15 protein-coding genes are annotated in these 15022 nt (G+C 69.3%); 5 read left to right on the top strand and 10 right to left on the bottom strand.

Annotated features, from left to right (window positions below):
* Position 1: 1 nt before the first annotated feature.
* Both AB0A95_RS13435 and AB0A95_RS13430 read right to left on the bottom strand, forming a co-directional pair.
* Positions 2–3202 carry a hypothetical protein gene (locus AB0A95_RS13435; RefSeq protein WP_357555956.1) on the bottom strand — a complete coding sequence of 1067 codons (3201 nt, stop codon included), beginning with the start codon at positions 3200–3202 and terminating at the stop codon, positions 2–4.
* Positions 3203–3420: 218 nt separating this feature from the next.
* Positions 3421–3762 carry a helix-turn-helix domain-containing protein gene (locus AB0A95_RS13430; protein ID WP_357555955.1) on the bottom strand — a complete coding sequence of 114 codons (342 nt, stop codon included), beginning with the start codon at positions 3760–3762 and terminating at the stop codon, positions 3421–3423.
* 66 nt (positions 3763–3828) lie between these two features.
* Between AB0A95_RS13430 and AB0A95_RS13425 the strand changes: the two genes are divergently transcribed.
* Positions 3829–4263, top strand: coding sequence for a DUF4440 domain-containing protein (locus AB0A95_RS13425; RefSeq protein WP_357555954.1), 435 nt, complete (start codon positions 3829–3831; stop codon positions 4261–4263).
* 132 nt (positions 4264–4395) lie between these two features.
* Here AB0A95_RS13425 and AB0A95_RS13420 read toward each other — a convergent pair whose 3' ends face one another.
* Positions 4396–5232 (bottom strand): SAM-dependent methyltransferase, encoded by an 837-nt coding sequence (locus tag AB0A95_RS13420; RefSeq protein ID WP_357555953.1) that lies wholly within the window; start codon positions 5230–5232, stop codon positions 4396–4398.
* A 147-nt stretch (positions 5233–5379) separates the two neighbouring features.
* Complete coding sequence (locus AB0A95_RS13415; RefSeq protein ID WP_357555952.1) at positions 5380–6366, bottom strand: hypothetical protein; 987 nt, start codon at positions 6364–6366, stop codon at positions 5380–5382.
* A 71-nt stretch (positions 6367–6437) separates the two neighbouring features.
* On the opposite strand from AB0A95_RS13415, the gene AB0A95_RS13410 reads away from it, so the two are divergent.
* Both AB0A95_RS13410 and AB0A95_RS13405 read left to right on the top strand, forming a co-directional pair.
* Complete coding sequence (locus AB0A95_RS13410; protein ID WP_357555951.1) at positions 6438–7046, top strand: TetR family transcriptional regulator C-terminal domain-containing protein; 609 nt, start codon at positions 6438–6440, stop codon at positions 7044–7046.
* Between the two features lie 424 nt (positions 7047–7470).
* On the top strand, positions 7471–8145 hold the full coding sequence (locus AB0A95_RS13405) for a hypothetical protein (protein WP_357555950.1): 675 nt from the start codon (positions 7471–7473) through the stop codon (positions 8143–8145).
* 163 nt (positions 8146–8308) lie between these two features.
* Here the strand turns inward: AB0A95_RS13405 and AB0A95_RS13400 are convergent, their stop codons facing one another.
* Positions 8309–8683 carry a DUF4259 domain-containing protein gene (locus AB0A95_RS13400; RefSeq protein WP_357555949.1) on the bottom strand — a complete coding sequence of 125 codons (375 nt, stop codon included), beginning with the start codon at positions 8681–8683 and terminating at the stop codon, positions 8309–8311.
* A 261-nt stretch (positions 8684–8944) separates the two neighbouring features.
* On the opposite strand from AB0A95_RS13400, the gene AB0A95_RS13395 reads away from it, so the two are divergent.
* Complete coding sequence (locus AB0A95_RS13395; protein ID WP_357555948.1) at positions 8945–9406, top strand: hypothetical protein; 462 nt, start codon at positions 8945–8947, stop codon at positions 9404–9406.
* 535 nt (positions 9407–9941) lie between these two features.
* Positions 9942–11570, top strand: a complete 1629-nt coding sequence (locus tag AB0A95_RS13390; RefSeq protein WP_357555947.1) for an RICIN domain-containing protein — start codon at positions 9942–9944, stop codon at positions 11568–11570.
* A 93-nt stretch (positions 11571–11663) separates the two neighbouring features.
* Here the strand turns inward: AB0A95_RS13390 and AB0A95_RS13385 are convergent, their stop codons facing one another.
* The 5 genes from AB0A95_RS13385 to AB0A95_RS13365 all read right to left on the bottom strand — a co-directional run bounded on the left by AB0A95_RS13385 (position 11664) and on the right by AB0A95_RS13365 (position 15021).
* Complete coding sequence (locus AB0A95_RS13385) at positions 11664–12269, bottom strand: short chain dehydrogenase (RefSeq protein WP_357555946.1); 606 nt, start codon at positions 12267–12269, stop codon at positions 11664–11666.
* Positions 12266–13198 (bottom strand): helix-turn-helix transcriptional regulator, encoded by a 933-nt coding sequence (locus AB0A95_RS13380; RefSeq protein ID WP_357555945.1) that lies wholly within the window; start codon positions 13196–13198, stop codon positions 12266–12268. Before AB0A95_RS13380 ends, AB0A95_RS13385 begins: the two co-directional genes overlap by 4 nt.
* A gap of 279 nt (positions 13199–13477) precedes the next feature.
* Positions 13478–13807 carry a hypothetical protein gene (locus tag AB0A95_RS13375; protein WP_357555944.1) on the bottom strand — a complete coding sequence of 110 codons (330 nt, stop codon included), beginning with the start codon at positions 13805–13807 and terminating at the stop codon, positions 13478–13480.
* Positions 13804–14010, bottom strand: a complete 207-nt coding sequence (locus AB0A95_RS13370) for a hypothetical protein (RefSeq protein WP_357555943.1) — start codon at positions 14008–14010, stop codon at positions 13804–13806. The genes AB0A95_RS13375 and AB0A95_RS13370 overlap by 4 nt, the downstream gene beginning before the upstream one ends.
* Before the next feature lie 48 nt (positions 14011–14058).
* Positions 14059–15021, bottom strand: a complete 963-nt coding sequence (locus AB0A95_RS13365; RefSeq protein ID WP_357555942.1) for a hypothetical protein — start codon at positions 15019–15021, stop codon at positions 14059–14061.
* Position 15022 lies beyond the last annotated feature (1 nt).

Genomic DNA, 15022 nt, shown 5'->3' with positions numbered 1-15022 from the left:
TCTACTCCTGTGCGAACGCGGCGCAGTAGGTGTCCCACGGGCGCGGGCCGGGCCGCCCGGTCGGCGCCATCAGCTGGGCGAAGGTCGGGTCGGCGCTGGGGCCGGCGAAGCGGCGTTCCATAGGCACCACCACTGACTCGCTGAAGAACAGCACCTTGATCTCCACGGCGATCTCGGCGTAGCCGTACAGCTCGTTGGAGTCGAGGTCGTAGTCGAGGGTGAGCGTCAGGGTGATCGAGACGCTGATGATGCTCAGGACCTCGACCTCTCCGCGGATGCGGAAGTAGCCGCCGATCCGGGCGATGTCCTTGCTGGCGTCGATGTCGAAGAGCACACCGCCCATCGCCTCCACCGACCCGCGCGCCACGAACAGGTCGACGGAGAGCGAGGCGCCGAACTCCAGGGCGCCGACCAGCTTGATCAGGCCGGTGGTGGCCACGCCGATGGCGAGGTGCCCACCCCCGCCGAGCGCGGCGATGGTCAGCCGGAACGGGTTGTCCGGGGTCGAGAAGCCAAGATCGAAGGAGAGCGGGTACGGGTCGCCGGTGAAGTTCAGTTCGGCGCCGGCGGAGATGGCGATGTTCTCCAGCGCGAAGACGCCGATCGCCAGCGACGGCACCGGGAAGCTGAAGCCGGACCGCACCCCGGTCGGGGTGACGGTCAGCGCCGGCGGATCGGAGAAGCCCTCCTGGTCGATCATCTCGGCCAGGGTGGCGATGAAGGCGAGCACCTGGCCGTAGCGCAGCGCGCCCAGCTTGATGTCGACGTCGGGTTTGCCGGCGTCCCTGCTGGTGAACCGGATGCTCCTGATCGGCACGCTGAGCAGCGGCACTGTGTCGAAGGCCGGCGTCGTGGTGGAGTGGATCTGCAACTCCACCCGCTCGACCAGGCACTCACTCGTGGACCGGGTCTCCAGCCGAGCGGTGTCCACCTCGGTGGTCTGGGTGATCCGCAGGTTGGCCCTGTTGGCGTCACCGGGGTTCTCCCGCAGCGGCCGTAACACCACGAAGCCCTTGTGGAAGCGGGCCTGCGGCTTGTCGCCGAAGAGCTTCGTGTCCCAGGTCAACACCTGCGAGGCGACGCCGTCGACCAGGTCGCTGACCATCTGGTAGGCCTTGCCCAGCTCCCGGACGGTGCCCTCGTCGGTGGGCAGTAGATCCTTGAGCCTGGCCAGACCCAGCAGCTTGTCGGCGTCCTTGAGGAACGACAGGTCCATCGCCCCGGCGGCCAGGGTGGTCAGGTCCGCGCCCGCCAGCGCCCCGAACTGCCGGGAGATCGCCGAGGTGCTCAGGCTGAGGGCGGCCAGCCCACCGGTGGCCTGCTGCGCCAGGCCGACCGCCGGCGATTCGCCGACCAACTTCAGGAAGACCTGTCCCTGGGCGTTCGCCCCGTCGAAGAGCGCCTGGGTGTATGGCGCGGCGTACTGCAACACCGCCTCTTTCGCCCCCGGCGCGTAGCGGTCCAGGGTGGCGATGCGCCCGACGATCTGTTGGGCGACCGGCAGCCCGGTGGCGGCGTCCAGCGCCAGGTCGACCTTGCGGGTGAGCACCGTCGTGGCCTGCTCCGGGGTGGGCACCTCCGGGCCGGCCGCCGACCCGGCCGCCGATCGGGTCGCTGCCGATCCGGGCTCCGGCATCGGGGCGACCGCCATCGGCTGCCCACCGGCCTGGATGGTCCGGAAGACGTTCTCGGGCACCTGTGCCCCGCCGCCGAGGGTGTCCCACAACGCCCGGGCCTGCGCATCGGAGGCGGTGCCGGGCACGAAGAGCAGCGGCAGCGCGAACGGCACCGGGCTGCCCTCCTGGTCGTAGCCGACCAGCTGATAGGCGAACGGTGTGGCGGCGTCCAGCCGCAGCACCCGCGAGCCGGTCATCCCACCGGCCGGCTGGACAGCCTCCAGCGGCGGGGTCACAGTGGTGACGACGTCGACGCGGGTGAACGGCCAGCGCCGGTGCGCGTCGCCGCCCACGTCGTCCACCGACGTGGCGGGCGGCACGAACGGCATCTGCGGATCGGTGACCACGACGGTCGCCGCGGTGCGCAGCGCGGCAACCCGGGTGCTGCCGCTCTCGAAGCGTCGAACCGTCTCCTCGGTGAAGATCGCCCGGTGGCCGAACGGGTAGAGCCGGCCCACCACGACGATCCGTTGCGCCTGGTCGCGGCCCATCGACGTGTCGTGGCGCCACTGCGCGACGGTGGCGGCGATCTGCTCGGGCGTGGAGCCCGGCGGCGGGTCGGGCCAGTCACCACGCGCGCTGAGCCAGCCGCCCAGGCTGCTCAGTGCGAGCCGCCGCACGGTGGCCGGCGCGATGGTGCGCGACTGCTCGGAGATCTCGACGCACAGGTCGGCCCGGAGGGTGTTCTTGAGCCGCGCGTCGTTGACGTCGTCGGCCCACCCCGGCTGCGGCGCACCGCTCTGCGGGGTGTGGGTGAAGCGGGCCGCCAGCGGCACCTCGGCGCTGGCCGAGAAGTCCACCGAGGTGACCTCCAGGCGGGTGCTCCACAGGGCGGTGCGGCCGGCGTTCACCCGCGCCGCCGCGGCGTGCCGCAGCCGGGCGTGGCCACCGGGAGACTGGAGGTTGAGCAGGTAGGGCAGGCGGAACTGCGAAGCCTGCGGAAAGCCCGGCGGCGGGACGGGCACCGGCGCGGCGTCGGCGGCGCGGGCGCTGGACGTACCGCCGGATCGTGGTGGGCCGACGGCGGCCCGGCGGGCCGCGCGGTCCTGGCGCAGGTCCTCCGCCGCGGCCGGGTCCGCGGGCCGGCCGACCTGCCCGGCCATCGCGGCCGCGACCAGGTGGTACGCCGAGGTGGCCGGCCGGGGTGGTCGGGCGTCGAGTGGGCCGACCGCGCCACCCTGTTCACCGGGGACGATCTCCAGCCGGGAGATCGCGGCCAGGATACCGGCGACGGACAGGTCGATCGGACCGTCCGACGGGCGCACCACGAGCACCACGTCGCTGGGAGGCGTGAAGATCGGCTTGGTCTGCACCAGTCGCGGGCTGGCGCCCCGGGCGGCGTTCTCCAGGAGTTGCTGCGGGGGAAACCGCACCCACAGGTGCCCCTGTGCGGCGCCGGCAACCAGCGTCAGGTCGTAGCCGGTCGGTGGGCCGGGGCGCAGCTCGTGCTGCAGGTTGCTGACCGACACCTGCAACACGAGCTGGTCCTCGGCCCGGGTGAGGGCGAACGACGACGAAAAGGCCATACGCCCACCCTGGCCTCCGCCACCCGCTGCGACATCGGTAGCCGCTGCCCATACTGTGCCGGCCCGCTACCTACGTTGCGGCTTCGGAGCGGTGCAAGGAGGCCGCGCACGTCGCGTGCCAGAGGCGGTCGCTCATCGATCTGCCCAGGCCCGGCCTTCCGGTTCGGGCCAGCAAGCGGCGATCCACCTAGCACGAGATCAGGGTGGTGAAGGGCCCGTCACGCCCGCTCGCGCAGCAGCGCGTCACCGGTCCGGTAGAGCTCGACGAGCAGTGGGCGCAGCTGTGTACCGGCGCGGGTGAGGCGGTAGCAGGTGCTCGGTGGGAAGGTGCGGGAGCGGTCGCGCTCGACCAGGCCCTGCCGGGTCAGCGCCGCGAGCCGCTCGCTGAGCACCTTGGCACTCAGGTCGGGCAGCGCCGCCTGGAGTCGGCCGAACGAGCGGGGGCCGTGCATCAATTCCCGCAACACCAGGGTTGCCCACCGGCCGCTCACCGCGGCCAGGGCAACCTCGACGGGGCAGCCGGGCTCCGGCCGGCGGGTCGCGCCGCGCTGGTCCGGCACCAGGTCACGATCCCAGACGCTACTGACCGTTTGGTTACCTGCGCGCCCAGCACCTTGACTGTCGGCATGTCTCGCGACCTCAACACCCACGCCAGGAGTGTCCCACTCAGCGACAGCGCGGCCCACCACCCATCGGTGTTCGCCCGCGCCTTCAACTCCGGGGACGTCGCCGCGGTCGAGCAGGTCTACGAACCCGGCGGCCTACTCGTCACCGTGCCAGGTCAGCCCGTCACCGGTGCCGACCGGATCGCGGCCAACCAGCGCCTTCTCGATCTGGGGCTCCCCATCGACGTGCGGCCCCGCCACGTCTACGTGGCCGACGACATCGCGCTGCTCATCGTCGATTGGACAATTGACGGCACCGATCGCGACGGCCGTCCCGTACACCTCGAAGGCACCGCCACCGATGTCGCCCGCCGCGGTCCCGACGGCCGCTGGCGGTACGTCATCGACAACCCGTTCGGCACCGCCGAGCCGGAGACTCACCACGGTCAGTGGTAGGACGTCAACGCCAGGGTGGCGGTCCAAACTCGGGGTTCGAGCTCGCGCGGCTGCTCCTCGAAGGTGGCCCTGTGGACGGACGCCGGGGTTACGAGACGTCCCTCGGGCGGGCCGGTTGGTCGGCGACCACGTTCAGTCGCGGCGGATCGCTACTGCCCCCCGCATCGGGGACAGCACGGATCTGCCGGCGTAGGGGTCCGGCTCGCCCAGCTCAGGTCGCCACTGGTTGAGTGACACCAGCCCCGGCTCGACGAACTCAAAGTCGCCGAAGAGTGCGGCAAGTTGGGCGTCCGAGCGCAGGACGATGTCGGCGGCGGCCTTGGTGCGGTACACCTCCGCGACCGAGGAGACGCTCGATTCGTCGTACCCGTCGGTCACCGCCGTGCCCGGGTGGGAGATGGTCAGGGCGCTGCCGGGCACGAGCCGGTCGCGAATCGGCGCGACGACACTGTCGATCAGGTGGTGTGGGACCAGTTGCAGGACGGAGCAGTACAGCACCGCGGTGGGCCGGTTCAGATCGATCACGGTGGCGAGGTCACCGCTGGTCAGTGCGTCGAGGAGCAGTTGGGGGCGGGTGAAGTCGGCCTCGATCGCGCGGCACGTGGGGTTGCCCGTGAGGATGTGGTTGGCGGCGACGACCGCCACCGGGTCGATGTCGACGTAGAGAACCCGGATCGCCGGGTCGATCGCCTGAGCGATCTCGTGCACGTTGCCCTGGGTGGGGATGCCGGAGCCGAGATCGAGGAACTGTCGAATGCCGGCCTCGGCCAGTGTGCGCACCGCACGTGCCAGAAACAGGCGGTTCGACCGGGCAGTGTCCGCCGCGTCCGGAAATGCCCGCAGGAGCTGTCGAGCGGCCTCGCGGTCGGCCGCAAAATTCTGCACACCGCCGAGGAGGTAGTCGTAGATGCGGCTGAAGGTGGCCCGGCCGTCCTCGAAACTCTGCTCGCTCTTCTGCTGGTCTGCCATCGCCGCTGTCTCCGATGCAGTCGTCGGTGAGCCGCAGCCTAAAGGATCTGTCGCACGCTGGCCCAGCATCCGTGTCACGCCGACACCCTCCACCGGCAACGCACGGTTCGGCGACAGCGCGGCAGGCCGGTGGCAGAGCCGCACATGTCAGAGGCGGAAGATCCGAACTACCAAGCCGGTGTCGTGCATCGTGTGCGGCGCGAAGGCGTGGTACGCCCACGCGTGCACCCAGGCGTTGCCGGTCCGGACGGTGAGCCAGGTCTTGAACGCGCCGGGCAGCGTGTAGATGAGAAGCACGAACAGGATCGTCAGCGTGGCCTCGCGCGGCGAGCCGAACCTGCCCCAGCCCTCGAACACGTGCAGTGCCGCGTAGGTCAGGCCGCCGAGGACGACTGTCGCGGTGGTGGAGCCGGTCAGACGGGCGTATCGGGGGACGAGGACGCCCTGCACGAAGATGACTGTGGGCAGCACCGTGCCGGCCAGGTACAGCAGGAAGGTCAGTGGCACTCCGAGGGCGAGCTGACCCGGGGCCAGACCGGCGAACGCGTGGCCGAGCACCGCCCACTGCGCGAGCGATTCGAGGACCAGCACGGCGAGGATGAGGATGGCGTCGCCGCGCCGATCCGCCGAGCGCAGACACATCTGCTGGGCGGTGTAACGTCGCCGGAACCACAGGAGTGGCACCAGCGCGTAGACCACGACGTTGTAGGTGGCCCAGCCGATCGCCTCGGCGGGCCCGACCGGATCCGTGGCACCGACGAGCGTGCCGGCCAGGTGGAAGCCGATCGGGTGCCAGCCGACCCCTCGGCCGATGAGCAGGCCACCGAGTTGGGCGAGGACACCGTACGCCAGGACGAGTCCTGTCTCACGACGAGCGGTCGAGAGCGTCGGTGCGCGCTCGGCGATCATCGGTGCGGGTCGGCCACGGGTGAGCGCGTATCCGATGGCGGCGAGCAGTGCCAGCTCGACGAGGGTGGCCTGAGCGGCGATCACCTGGCCGGGCCCGGATGGCGGGTCGTGCTGCGCCGGCCAGTCGAAGGGGGCGTCGCCGGGCGCGAGGAGCAGTACCGCGCCGTTGAGTGCGATCCAGCCGACCACCGTTGCCGTGAGCCAGGCTTGTTCTCGACGTGACACAGATGCCCCCGTTTATCTAGCACGGTTGTGTTAACAACAAGAAGCTAGCACGACTGTGTTATAAAAGGGTAATGCCGAAGCTGGTGGATGCGCAGGCCCGACGGACCGAGCTCGCCGAAGCGGTCTGGCGCGTCGTGCTGCGGGACGGGCTGGAACAGGCATCGGTGCGCAACGTGGCACGCGAGGCCGGCCTGTCCACGGGTTCGTTGCGCCATTTCTTCACCACCCAGTCCGAACTCCTCGAATTCGCCCTACGGCTGGTGGGAGAACGGATCGAGGAGCGGATCCGAGCCGTGGACACCACGGGCGACCCGCGTGCGGTGGTCCGGTCGATGATCGACGAAATGCTGCCGCTGGACCGGCCACGGCGCGGCGAGTGCGAAGTGTGGCTCGCGTTCACGGCACGTGCCGTCGTCGAACCGACATTGGCCGGCCTGCGCAAGGACATCGACAAACGCCTCGCCGACGCCTTCAGCACAATGATCCGGCGACTGGCCGACGCCGGTGCGCTCCGGTCCGGGCTCGATCAGAAGGTCGAGGCAGAGCGTCTCTACGCCCTCGTCGACGGCGTGATCCTGCACGCCCTCCTGCGCCCCGGCCGGACCTCGAACGCAACCGCCAGGGCCACCGTTGGCGCACACCTCGACCAGATCGCGCCGGCCGCCGCGGACGAACGCTGATCAGCCTTACGGACTACCGCCGGCTGGTCGCTCGACAACGGTAGGATCACGGTGACCGCGACACCGTAGCGGTCCGCCAGCTCACGGACCAGGCGGCGAGCCAACGCACCGTCCCCACAGACAACAAACCGCCGCCGTGCAGGCTCCGCGGTGAAGCTCTGTCCGGTGTCTCCGGACACAGCCGAATGGTGAACGACCAGGCACAGGGTGGCGTTGACCACGAGGTCGGCTTCGGCGTGCACGTGGTGGCCGATCCAGCGCATCTGTACGGCAGTGACTCGCTGGGACCACGTCGGGTCGTCGCCACCGCGGCAGCGCCCCCGAGACCGGTCCGCTTCGCCGACCCCGACGGCGACCGCGGGGCCGACTACCTCGTCGAGGATCCGGGCGGGATCCGCGGGTGGACATTGCTATGGTCCGCGCCATGGTTGCCGCGTGGCGAATCGTGGACTATCGGCGTGCCGAGACGCCCGTGACCGAGCCGATCACCAAGTTCGGCGGCCAGCCCACCTGGCTCGGGCCGCCGCACTGGCCGGTCAGCGCAGCCTGGGGCACGCCGATGCGTTTCCTGTGCCAGATCGTGCTCGAACCCGAACTCATCGGCGACGACACTGGACGGCTCGCCTACGTCTTCGTCACTCACGGGGACCACGGACGCGATGCCGACGAGTTCGACCCGGACGTCATCTTCGCTGACGGGGGCGAGAACGCCGTGGTCGTCCAGCCCGGTGCCTTCCCCGGGCCGACCGTCCCGCTGGCCAGCGGCCCGACGCTCTATCACGACGACGGATCACCTGCGGAGTACACGGTCGACCTGCTTCGCGATGAGGACGTCGAACCCCTGATGCCCGACGTCTACCTGGCGCTGTCCTCCGAAGACCGGGACCGCTACATCCAAGCGATCGACTACGACAAGATCGGCGGTACGGCCCTGCCGCTCGACCCGGACGACTGGCCTGCGGGTGGGCCGTGGCGGCCCCTTCTACGTCTGGCGACGAACTGGACGCCGTTCTATCTCAACCTCGGGGCCGCTCCGGTGGCACTCGCGTTTCTGTCTGCCAACGGCCGCGCAGGTTGCCTGCGGATAGAGGACTCGTAAGGACTGTTTCATAAGAACGGGCCGGCCTGCGGCGGGCCCGGCACGACCGCCCTTATGAAACAGCCCTAAGTACTTCGGCGCCGCCGTCGTAACCATCGATGAACGCGATCGACCAGCGAGGAGCGTCCATCCCCGGGCGGGCGGTGCGGACTCGCGCGGAGCGTTACGCCTGATCGTCCTTGGCCAGTGCGGCGAGCTGGTCGAAGGTTCGAACGAGGTGGGCGCGCCGCTGTTCCTTGTGGTCGGGTGTGGGCTCCAGGCCGTCGATGGTCTCGTCCCAGACGGTCAGGAACGTGGTTTTCCAGCCGGCGATGGTGGCCGGGTCCGGCAGGCTGACCCCGACGTAGTTCTGTTGTGCAATGAGGTGGAGCAGTTCGAGGTTGCAGGGCACTGCGACACCCCAGTACTCGTCGGGCTCGATCTCGACGGGGTCGCCGGACATCGCCTCGGCGACTTCGGCGATGAGTCGGTCGGTCACGATTCCCAGATGGTCGGCCGCGGTGTCGCTGTCGAAGTTGCCGTTTCCCCAGCTGCCCATTGGTCCTCCGCCTGTCGTGCCCACTTGTCCTGTGGATTGAACCAGGACGGTACGACCTGTGGCACCGGCGGAGTGGGTTCGACGGGCGCGATCAGAGGGATGACCTGACGAGGCCGGTTCGCCACTTCCCAGGCGGGCTGTACGGTCCTCGCGTTCGGTGGTGGCTGTGCTACGGGTACGAGATCGCGTTCGTTCACCGGCGATGTCCGCCGGCCGTTCGGCCCCGCCGATGGGCGAATGCGTTCGAGTTAGCATTTCCGGATGGAAACAGGGGCCGGTGCGATTGCCGCATGGGTGCCGGACCCCGCCGAACTTCGCCGGCGGGTCGCCCGCGGTCGTGGTCTGGTCGTCGTCCTTGACGAGACCGTCACGATGGAGGCTGCCACCGCCGCCGCGCGGACGTTGCGGGTTGCGCTCCAGCCCGACATGGCCGTCTTCGCCTCGTTACCTGTGAGCGACGTCGACGCGGACCCCCCGGAATCTGTGCGGTATCACGGCGCGACCTGGTATCTGTACCCGCACGGAGAGCACTGCCAGTTCGAGAATTCGGCAAGCGGCGAGGTCGTCGAGGCCAACATCTATGCCCCCGACCTCGTCGATCCGTACTTCCTCTTGCAGTACGCGAAGACCTCCGGCCGACATGGTGCGATCGTCGATTCCTGCGCGGAGGGTTTCCACGATATGTGTCGTTTACTCGATCACGCTGGAATTGCCCAGGGCTAACGACCGTGGCCGACTGACTGTCTGGAGCACGCGTCCTCGCCGCCAGCACAGAGTGCGGCATCGCACTCAAAGGCGAGGCGCGCTGATCGTCACCACGATCGCCGGTCTCGGGCGCCCGTACCCGCACGTGGGCACGGCCCGCGGCGCCGCGCCGTTCCCGATTAACCGGCATCCACGCGGCGACCGAGGCCCGGTGGTGTTCGACCGCCACGCGCCCGCGACTGCGGCGATTGGCCGCAGTGCGGGTCGTCCCGCGGCCCTGTGGTGTTTTCTCGTGGCGGGACAGGATTTGAACCGCGACTTCCGGCTGCCAACCACCACCCGTCGAGTTTGTTCGGGACAGCGAGATTCCACAGCGTTGGTTCGTAGGTTACAGTTACGCCCATCGATCCAACGGGGGATTTCTCGTCGTTGGTAGTCCACAAGCGACTGCCGCGCGGGCGCAACTTTCTGACGTCATCGGCGGACGCTGTCGTCGTACCGACGACGTGGCGTGCTTGTGCGCCCGGGTGAGTCGCGGGGAAGGATCGCAAGGATGACATCGAAGGACACGACCAGGAAAAGGTGGCTGCGCGGCCTCGCTGTCGCCGCACTGGCGGCCGGCGCGATCGCGGTGGTTCCCGCGGCTCCGGCGGCCGCCGCCCCGGGCCCGGTCGCCGCCGCACCGCCGGTGCAGTGCGTCGGTACGGGCACCGACGGCAACCGGCTCCAGATGGTCTACGCCTACGAGGCGGGCACTCCCAACAGGTTCAGCGAGCGCGAGCCGCACATCCGGCTCGCCGCCTGGGTGGCCCAGCAGAACGTCAACGACAGCGCCCGGCGCGAAGGCGCGCAGCGGTGGCTGAAGTTCGTCACTGGCGCCACCGGCTGCCAGGTCAACATCATCACCATCCAGGTGCCCGCCGGCAGCACCAACGCGGACTTCCGGGCCTGGCGTGCCACGCTCCAGAGCTTCGGTCTGACCGCGAACAACCGCAACTACGTCGTCTTCGCCGAGAGTCTGACAAGCTGCGCGTACACCGATGTCGTCGACGTGCCGCACGACCTGAGCCCCGGCACGTCCAACCTGAACAACAACTACGCGATGTGGACCTCCATCTCGCCCGGTTGCTACGGCGGACACACCGTCACGCACGAGTTCGCCCACTCGGTCCGCGGCATGCGGCAGGGCATGCCGAACTGGGACGGCGACTGGCACTGCTCCGACGGGTTCGAGACCCTCTGCGGCGAGAACGGGACCAGCTGGGCATGCCCCGATCCGATGGCCGAACGCCTGCTCGACTGCAACCGGGACGACTACTTCGGCATCAGCCCGCAGGGCAGCTGGCTGCCGAGCCACTGGAACGTGGCCTACGACAGCCTCTACCTGGCCGCCGGCTCCGCGACGACGACGCAGACCACGATCCCCGCGCTGCAACCCCAACTGCTGCGCGCCGTCGACGTCGAGGGCACGTCGATCGCCTTCTCCTGGACCCCGACGGTCAACCCGATCGGCAGCAACTGGTCCTTGGAGTACCAGATCCTGCGCAACGGCACCGTGGTGAGCACCGTGCCCGGCTGGAAGACCAGTGCCCGGGTCACCGGCCTGGCAACGAACAGCACCGCGTCCTACGCGGTCCGCAGCCGCCTCACCTACAACGGAGTGACCCGCACCTCGGCGAACTCGGTCGCGCTGTCGGTGACCACCAGCAGCAGCTCGGCGGCGGCCGGCACTGTCGAAACGGGCGCCACCCTGGTGTTCAACAATGACCTGTTGCACTCCGACGGCCGCAACCTGGCAATGGACCTCTACGCCTTCAACCCCGACGACAACGCCCCGATCAAGCAGTGGTTCTACAATTCCTCACTGAACCAGCGGTGGAAGCTCACCACGGCGACGGGCGGGACCTACACGGTGACCAGCGCGGTCACCGACAAGTGCCTCAGCCCTCTCGGCGGCGCGACCACGGCCGGCACGCCGATCGTGCAGGTCACCTGCAACGGTACGGCGGCCCAACGGTGGACCTTCACCGTGCTCACCGACCTGACGTACCAGATCCGCACGGCAGCCGGCACCTGTATCGGCTCGCAGAACAACGGCACCACCTCCGACACCGTGCTGGTCCTGGCGACCTGCTCGACCACGCAACCCAGCCACCGCTGGACCGCCAACCGCGTCGCCTGAACGCGTGGAGGGTGGGTCCGGCACCCACTGGACCCACCCTCCGGCAGCGCTACCACGGCCCTGTCAAACGACGGGTGAGCGCGAGTCGTCTGGTCATCCGTACGCCCGGATGATGCGGCCGGTGTCGTCACCTTCGACGCAACGCAGGTAGTGGCCGACGAGTTCGTCCATCGGCACCGGGCGCATGCCGGGGAAATGTTCGGCGAAGGCGTCGAGGGAGTCGCCGATCATCGTGGGGCTGACCACGTTGATCCGCATGGCCCGTGGTAGCTCGATCGCCGCCGACAGGCCAAAGCTGTGCAGGGCGCCGCTGATGACGCCGCCGCCGGTGACGTGCGGCCATGCTTGGTCGGCGAATATACCGGAGGTCAGGGTGAAGGAGGCGCCGTCGGCGCAGTGGTGCTGGCCGGTGAGAACCAGATCTGCCTGCCCGAAGAACTTGGCTCGCATGTTGTCGAACAGCGCGTCGGATGTCAGCGTCGTGAACTCGTCGAGCGCGCCGTGCGCTGCGATGCTCACGACACTGTCGACCGCCCCGACCTCGCGGTACATGGCCTCGATGGTCGAGTGCGAGGTCAGGTCGACGTGGACGTCACCCGAGGTGCGTCCGGCCACGACAACGTCGTGGCCGCGCGATCGCAGCGCGGGCACCAGACGTCGTCCGATGGTGCCGGCGCCGCCGACGACGACGATCCTCATCGTGCTTTCTCCTTCCGGGACCGGGCTCCTGGCGCGGTGCGTCGTTCGAGGCTCTGTGCCAGCAAGGTGAGCGCGTCGGCGTCAGATGTGCCGGGACGCGCGTAGAACAGGCCGAGCTGCTGGTCATCGTCAGGCAGGGTGACCGTCTCGTTCGCCAGGGTCACTCGCCCGACGACAGGATGGTCGAGGTCTCGTAGGTAGTACGAGCACGTTCGGACGGGACGCCGCACCCACATCCGCGCGAACTCCGGGCTGTCGACGGCGAGTTGGCCGACGAGCCGTTCGAGTTCCGGGTCGGCCGGGTGCCGCGCCACCGCCTGATGCAGGGCCGCGACGGTGACCTGCGCCTTGGCGTGCCAGTCGCAGTACAACCCGCGGTGGTGCGGGTCGAGGAACAGCATTCGGGCGATGTTCGGCCGGACCCGCAGGTCCGGGGCGTCGACGTCGACATGGCCGGCCAGCAGAGCGTGTCCGAGGCGGTTCCACGCGAGGACGTCGGCGCGGTGATCGATCACGATCGCCGGTGTTCCAGGCATGGCGGCGAGCAGTTCACGTACCGAGGGCCTCAGATTGCTTCTCCGGGCACGAGGACGAGTCGGGCGTCGCGGAGCAGCGAGGATCCGCAGATGGTCGTGCTCAGTCGGAGAGAGCCGCAACGCCGCGGCCAGCGCGTCGATGACGGCGCCAGAAGCGCTGCCGCTGACCCCCTGCTCCAGTCGCGTGTAGTAGCCGATACTGACCCCGGCGAGTTCGGCAAGCTCTTCCCTGCGCAGTCCCGGGACCCGCCGACGAGTAGCGCCGGGCTCGATACCCGCGGCGTCTGGCGTCAGGCTTTCGCGTCGGCTACGCAGAAAGCCGCCGAGATCGTTCGCTCCCTTGTTGACCACCAGCCCATCGTCGCGCCGATCGCCGATCTCTGCCTGCCCCAACCAGGGATACCCTCGCGACCCCCGGGTGATACGTACTCCTCTCACAAACGGTCCTTCGCGCCAGCAAGATCTGAGGTGAGCCGGGGGGTCGTCGCCACTGGCGGAACAGGGCGTCGTGGGTCAATTCGAGGCAGGTGCCGTCCTCGACATCGGTGGCCGGGCGGAAGAACCCTGCCCACCCGGCCACCGGCGGCTACCCCGAGGAGGGCGGTGACGGCCGCAGCGCGTCCGCGTACCGGAGCGCGACGGCAGCTACCAGGAGCTGTCCGAGGATCTCGATCACCAGATGGACAAGCCAGCCCACGAACAGGTACGGCAGAACCGCGACGCCGTGCTCAGCAACACGGTCAGCGTCCGGAAAGCTGGTCCGGTGCCGAGGGCCAGTCCCACCCCTGTCAACAAGGCCAGCAGCAGTGCGGTGGGCACCAGGGCGAGGAAGACCTCCAGGCCGAGGGCGAGGAGAGTCCCTTCCGGTTGGGTGGAGCTGAGGTACGCCTCCGGTCCCGCGATGATCAGCAGCACCACGAACTTGACCGGTACGACCAGCGCCGCCGCCAGGCAGGTGCGAACCCACCACCAGCCGGGGCCGTGATGCTGACCTTCGGTCACTTCAGCACTCCGGCTCCGGGCAGGCTCGTGCTCCACGTCATGTTCCGATCCTCATACTGCACCGCCTGGAACGACGGGTAGTTGTCGCCGTGCAGGCTGACCCTGACCCCGCGCCACACCCCGCGGCGACGCTGCACCGCCAGGGTGACGCTGTCGACGTTCAGCTCGCCGGTGTTGTGGTGATCCGGGATCACCCAGGTCATCTTCGCCCTGGTCCGCACGCCGATCGACAGCGGTCACAAGCCGGCTGATCAGGGCGGCGGCGACCAGGTCAGGGGCAGCGCGGTGGTGCGGTGGTTGAGCAGCCACCTTCCCAGCTGTTCGGCGATCACCCGCTCCTCGGCGGTGGTCTTGGGCATGCCCAGGCCGCTGGCCGCGTAGAGGTCGCGGCGGTAGACCATGACCAGGTCCTCCATGTGGTCGGCGTATTCCTCGGCCATCGCGCACACCCGGTGCCATGCGAAGACGATCGACACCGCGCTGACCAGGAGCAGGACGCCGGCGACGATCAGGCGGGACGGCCACGCCCACTCGGCGGTCACGGCGATGAGCAGCCACAACGGGGTCAGAAGCGCGAACAGCAGCTGCTGCGTACGCAGATAGACGTTGTTGCTGTGCTCGGCCAGCCGGATCCGCGCCGCGTCGGGCATCGCGGTGACCAGCGGGCCCCAGACGGCGGCGACGTTCAGGCCGTAGGCCTTCAGCACGTGCTCGCGGGCGGCTGCCAGCGTGTTGCCGATCCGGGTGGCCTCGGTCTCCACGCGGGGATAGTGACGCCAACGCTCCTGCGCCCGCAGGGAGCCGGTCTTCTTGCTGTAGACCTTGCCGTCGAGGAAACGCGTGCGCAGTCCGGCCCGGCGGGTCGCGTGCCTGCGCCGTCTGCCGGCCGCCCAGCATTCGGCCCGGGCCGGCCAGTTCGCCCCGGCAAGGGTGGCGAACAGGGACGGGGCCAGCCCGTTGACCAGGGCGGCGGTGCCGACGACAACGACACCGGCACCGATCGCGAGGGCCCACCGGCCGGCCGTGCCGTGGGTGAGCGGCCAGCACACGATCATGTGCCAGCCGTCGCACGAGTCGACGTCGGCGATGCGGGGCTGGGCCAGCAGGACCAGGCCGGCGGTGACGAACCAGGTGAACAGGGCCGTGCCCAGCGCGTAGTGCTTCCAGCGGGGGACGAGCGAGTCGACGAGCAGAGATCCGAAGAGGTCGGTCATG

It is taken from the genome of Micromonospora sp. NPDC049230 (genome assembly GCF_040647875.1).
In the GTDB taxonomy this organism is placed as follows: domain Bacteria; phylum Actinomycetota; class Actinomycetes; order Mycobacteriales; family Micromonosporaceae; genus Micromonospora.
The sequence above is the reverse complement of the archived record's forward strand: the minus strand, read 5'-3'. Positions and strand labels throughout refer to the sequence as shown.